The 5,481-nt window shown below is 60.6% G+C and carries 4 protein-coding genes; 1 reads left to right on the forward strand and 3 read right to left on the reverse strand.

Going from position 1 to position 5,481, the window contains the following annotated elements; translation table 11 throughout:
• From YUA_RS46655 to YUA_RS0140670, 3 genes are all read right to left on the reverse strand, one after another.
• On the reverse strand, window positions 1–521 hold a 521-nt coding region (locus YUA_RS46655; RefSeq protein WP_035973062.1), incomplete at its 3' end, for a GTP-binding protein.
• Between the two features lie 139 nt (window positions 522–660).
• Window positions 661–2,085, reverse strand: a complete 1,425-nt coding sequence (locus tag YUA_RS0140665) for a PepSY domain-containing protein (protein ID WP_256375420.1) — start codon at window positions 2,083–2,085, stop codon at window positions 661–663.
• A 17-nt stretch (window positions 2,086–2,102) separates the two neighbouring features.
• Window positions 2,103–4,463 carry a TonB-dependent receptor gene (locus YUA_RS0140670; RefSeq protein WP_084293200.1) on the reverse strand — a complete coding sequence of 787 codons (2,361 nt, stop codon included), beginning with the start codon at window positions 4,461–4,463 and terminating at the stop codon, window positions 2,103–2,105.
• 154 nt (window positions 4,464–4,617) lie between these two features.
• Here YUA_RS0140670 and YUA_RS0140675 point away from each other — a divergent pair, with 154 nt between their 5' ends.
• Window positions 4,618–5,322, forward strand: coding sequence for an ABC transporter ATP-binding protein (locus tag YUA_RS0140675; protein ID WP_027535761.1), 705 nt, complete (start codon window positions 4,618–4,620; stop codon window positions 5,320–5,322).
• Window positions 5,323–5,481 lie beyond the last annotated feature (159 nt).

Below are 5,481 nucleotides of genomic sequence, written 5' to 3' on the forward strand. Positions count from 1 at the left end.
TCCGTCTTGGTGAGCACGACGAAGTCCGCAAACGCCACCTGCTTCATGCATTCGAAGTGCCGCTCCATCGACGCTTCGATCGTCGTTACATCGATTGCGCAGACGACGCCGGACAGCCGGAAGCACCTTGCGACGACATGATCCCGAAACCCCGCTGCCGGAAGACCGCCCGGTGTGACCTGATTGATGATCGGAGCCGGATCGGCCAGCCCGGTCGTCTCGACGATCACGCGCTTCAACGGCGGGACAGCCTTGCTCTCCACAGCGTCGTAAAGTTCGAACAGGGAAGTCCTGATGTCGCTCGCGACCGTGCAGCAGAGGCAGCCTGTGGTCGTCACCATCATTTCGCGTTTGTTCACCCGAACAAGATCGTGATCGATGGAAATATCGCCAAACTCGTTGATGATGACGGCGGTGTCCGCAAAGGCCTCGCTTTCCAGGAGCTCGTTGAGCAGCGTGGATTTCCCGGCACCCAGGAAGCCCGTGAGGATCGTTACCGGAATCGGCTGGTCTAGCTTCATTGACACGCAATCGAATTGCCCCGAGTAGGTAATGTTATAACGTTACATACAGGTGCGCAACAGCCCCCGGAAGCTCATCACAATGGATTGTGGTCGCCGCCTCACAGCGCGCGGGAAAGAGGGCCAAATCCAAATCGGGTCAACGAAATTCCAGCCTCAGCCGCCGCCACGCGATCACGACTCCGGTGATGCTGAACGCGACTCCAAACGTGCACAGGACGACAACCATCGCCGTGCGTAAGCTTGGGCGTGCCATCAAGGTGGGGAGATCGAATGTGTGCAGCGCGCGGTACAGCCAGCGATAGGTTCGACGCTGGGCGTCAAGCTTTTCCAGGTTGGCGCCGCTCGCGCCGTCGATCTGGTACCATACGTCCCCGCAAATGGATCGATACACGGGAGCTGGCGCAACTTCAGATGCAATGAAGTAGTCGTCATCTCGCTCGACAGCACTGGTGCTCGAGCAGCCGCCAACGACCTGGGAAATGGCGGCATTGACCTCATCGGCCTGCAAGAATGAGGAAGAAGGACCAGCAGATGCTGGAGCCGCCACCGAGAGCTGCTGCGCATCGACGCCCGTTCGAATGCGTCGATAGATGCGATCGCCGAAAGCGAACCACTCGATCTCGCGGGCGGCCGGTGACACGGACTCGGGCACTGACGTCAGTTCGCCCCACGACGGCATCCCCGCGATCCGATCTGCTTCCGATCTGGTGAGCGCGCCGGTGGAGAAGAGACGGCCATGGTCCATCGATAGCCAGCCGCTGACGATCCAGGTCATCACGAAGACCGCACACGCCAAACCAAGCCAATGGTGCCAAGCATGCCACTTTCGGTAGGGAGACACGATCCGGTCGCGCACCCGCTTGAGGCGCAGAAGGCCTACGATCAGGCCCGACAGCGCGGCGATGACCGCAGCAAGCGACAGCCACCACACCGTGACGTTCCAGGCCATCCAGTCCTTGCGTAGCGCAGTCGGATATATCCAGTGCACAACGCTTCCAAGGTAGTTCCAGACGCGTTCGCCGTGCGTCGTATCTCTCACGACCTCGCCGGTGCGTGACGAGACGTACAGTTCCGTTCCCGCAGGATCGTTCAGAGCAATACGATAGAGCGGTCGGTGCCCGTCGAGCCCGTTCGGGACCGTCCATTGATCATAGTCCGCGAGTTCTGCCAAAGCGGCGGCAGAGGTGTTCAGTCCACGCAGGCGTGCATGTTCGGACGCGATTGCGAGTGCCACCTGCCCGGAGCCGATGTCGGCCGCGCTCAAATCGTCCGCATGCAGGGCTTTCATTCCGGACGCCGCCGACACCAGGTACACCGGACCGTCGCTGCGCTGCCAGAGACGCACGCACCTGACGTTTTTGAGCGTGCTCGCCGCGACAGCTTCGCCGGGACTGTGCTTCACCCCGGAAACGTCGATGACGGGCAATCCTGCGAAGCGCTCCGCTTCGGTCAGCTCCGGAAACGGCACGTAATGCATCACGATGCCGGATGCAAACCACATCGCGAACAGCAGACAGAGCGGGATGCTCAACCAACGATGGATAAGAACCAGAACCCGCAACGGGCGTACACTCACCATCAGAACTTGAAGGACGTTTCGATTTCGTAGGTACGCGCTGCGCCAAGGAAGATCTGATCCGGATAGAACGGATCGCTCCATGCAGCGTATTTTCTGTCGGTGAGGTTTCGGACCCGGAACGTCACCCGGGTGTTGTCGAAGGTCGGAAACGCCTTCGACTTCGGAATGTCGACAAACGCGAAGGCGTCCGCCGTGGTATAGGCGAGCATCGTCACGGTATTGGCATCGGTGGTGTAGCGGTCGCCGACATGTCTGACCGAGATTCCGGCCTCGACCGGCAGCCAGCCGGGATTGAGGAAGCGATAGGATGCCCCGCCGTTCACGATGAGCGCGGGGATATTCGGTGGCGCATTGCCGGAAAACGAGCCGCCGGTGAAATCGTAGTCGGCATAGCGCGCGTGAACGTAGGCGACGTTGCCCCAGAGCTTGAGCTCGGGGATCGGACGGACTGCTGCTGCGAATTCGACACCCTGCGACTTCACTTTTCCCGCGAGATTCAGGGTCTGGCCAGCCTGTGCGGAGTATACGTTGTCGCGCTCGATGTCGAACGCCGAGAAGGTCCACTCTGCGCGCCCGTTCCACAGCAGATTTTTGACGCCGGTCTCATAGCTGCGAGCCGTCGTCAGGGTCAGCCGCTGGGTGGGGCTGAGCAGGAAAATACTGTCGGCGGACAAGTCGCTCGCCGTTGCGTATTGGCTGTAGAACGTCATTCCTGGAAGCGCTTCCCAGGTATAGCCGATGCGCCCCGTCACAGGTTGCCAGCTTGCCGAATAGGGAAACCCGGCGTTGCTCGCGCCGAACTTGTCAGTCGAGGTGCGATCGAGTTCAAATGGATTGTAACGCAGGCCACCGATCAGGGCGAACGTCGGCGTAATCTTCAGCCGGTCTTCGAGATTGAAGGCGACGCTGTCGATGGTGGCGGTCTGTCGCTTCGTCGTCAGCGAGCCATAATATCCCCGATCAGGATCGACCAACGCGACGTGGTCGCTCGGGAAGTTTGCCGCCCCGGGCCGGGTGAAGTCGAGGTGATAGGCCTCGACGCCCGTTACCAGGCGGTTTTCCATGCCGAAGAAGCGCGAGTTCCAGGTCACATCGGTGTTGTTGCCAACCGTGTTCTGGTTGTGATGCACGAAGAAGCGCTCGCGGTCGATCGGATTGTTAACCCGTGTGATGTCGGTGTTGAAGGCGCTCACCTCGTTGTTGTACCAGTCGCGGCTGGCATTGTACTCGTAGGTCTGGCTTCGCAGCGTGACGTCGTTCGTCAGATTCCACTCAAAACCGCCGCGCGCCCATGTCTCCTTGATGGTCTTGTGGTTATCGAGCACGTTGTAATTCGTCGTCAGCGTGCGGCTGTCGATAGTCACTGCTCCGAGATTGCTGGGGTTATAGTCCGATACTTTTGTGCCGGACACGATCCCATTCGTCGCGTAAGGACCACTGAAGGCGACCGGGACCAGCGGTGTCCCCTCGTAGACATGAGCCTGATAGTCCTTGTATTCGAGGGCGCCAAAAACCTTGAATGATTCCGACAGACGATAGTCGAGCTGGCCGGAGACGTGCAGATTCCTGGCGTCGGTGTCGTTGATGAAGCCATTGACGTCCGACCGGCTGATGTCGAAGCGATAGTCCAGGCCCTTGATGTTGGTGCTGCCGCCGGACCCGTAGCCGGCACGGTAGCTGCCAAAGGAGTCGAAGCCGACAAACGCTTCGTTTTGGATCGGGCCCGTATGCGGGGCCTTGGTGACATAGTTGATGGCGCCGCCGACCGCGCCCTGCCCCGACATCAGCGACGATGGACCCTTCAGGAACTCGACGCGATCGAGATTGAACGTCTCCATGGTCAACGCCGTGAAGCCCGTGGGCCCGATGTTGATGCCGTTATAGGTCACGTTGACCTGGTTGCCCTGGAAACCGCGCATGGAGAACGACACGTCGTTCGGCGCGTCGCCAGCGGTGACGCCGGTTGCACCTTTTACCGCGTCGATCGTGGTGTGGTAGCCCTGCTCGCGGATCGTCTCCGCACCGACGGCTTCGACGCTTGCCGGGATTTCCCGCGGAGTCAGTCCCAGCCGGCTCGCGCTCAGCGTAACCACGTTGGTGTTGAGCGGCGTTGCCGGCCCCCGCTGTGGACCTTGCGACTGCGGTGATGCCTCCGCGGTGATCGGGGGGCGCGGAGTTCTGTTGGTCCGCGAGACGCGCCCTCTTTGTGCGTTCGACGCAGCCGTCGATCTCGCCTTTGGTTGCCGCTGCGGCGCATCGACAGTCACGGGCGGCAGCGAGTTAGCCGCCGGTTTGGCGGACGACGAGGGCGTCTGAGCTTGCGCTTGAGCGACGAAAAGGGGGACACCTGCCCCGGCCATCAAGAGACCAGCTACAGACACTGAACAGAACAGATAACGCATACTTCCCCCATACCCCGCGTCTCGTCTTCACAGTCCTGACGTAATGTAATAACATTACATTCGTCAAGTCCCCGAGGGGACCGCTACCTGTCAGTTGGAGTTTATGAGATCCATGCTCGATGCGATTGAGGTGACCAAGCAGTTTGGCGCCAAACGTGCTCTGGACAATGTCTCGCTCAGCGTCCTGCCCGGCGAGATCTATTGCCTGCTGGGGGCCAACGGCGCGGGCAAGACGACGCTGGTCAATCTGTTCTTGAACTTCCTCCAGCCGACATCCGGTAGCCTGCAAATCAACATGATCGACGTCGTGCGCCATCCCTTGGAGACGAAGCGGCTTCTTGCGTACATCCCCGAACAGGTCACGCTTTACGGCGTGCTTTCCGGCCTGGAAAATCTCGCGTTCTTCTCTTCGCTCGCAATCGGTGAGCGCCTGCCGCGGCCGCGCTTGCTCGAACTGCTTGAGGCGGCGGGCCTGCCTCGTCAAGCCGCCGATGACCGGGTCGCGACCTATTCGAAAGGCATGCGTCAGAAGGTGGGAATTGCCATCGCGCTGGCCAAGAATGCCAAAGCCCTTCTGCTCGATGAGCCCACCTCCGGACTTGACCCGTCCGCCGCCAACGAGTTCTCGGAGCTTCTCGTCAAGGCCAGCAACGACGGCGTGGCGGTGTTGACGACGACACACGATCTTTTCCACGCCAAGCAGACCGGGACCCGCCTCGGCATCATGAAGCACGGGCGGCTGGTGGAAGAATTGAGGAGCGAGGATGTCAGCCACGCCGATCTCGAAGCGCTCTACCTCAAGCACATGAAGAGCTGACGTGTTCGCGATCATTGCCGCCAAGGATATGCGCGAGCTGGCCCGCGACGGGCGTCTGCTCTGGGCCGGAGGGCTGATTCTCGTCCTCCTGCTGGTGGCTCTCGCTGCCGGATGGAATCGGCAGGTTCAGCTGAACAACGAACGGTCGGCAGGCCAAGC

The organism is Bradyrhizobium sp. WSM3983, assembly GCF_000473045.1.
Taxonomy (GTDB): domain Bacteria; phylum Pseudomonadota; class Alphaproteobacteria; order Rhizobiales; family Xanthobacteraceae; genus Bradyrhizobium.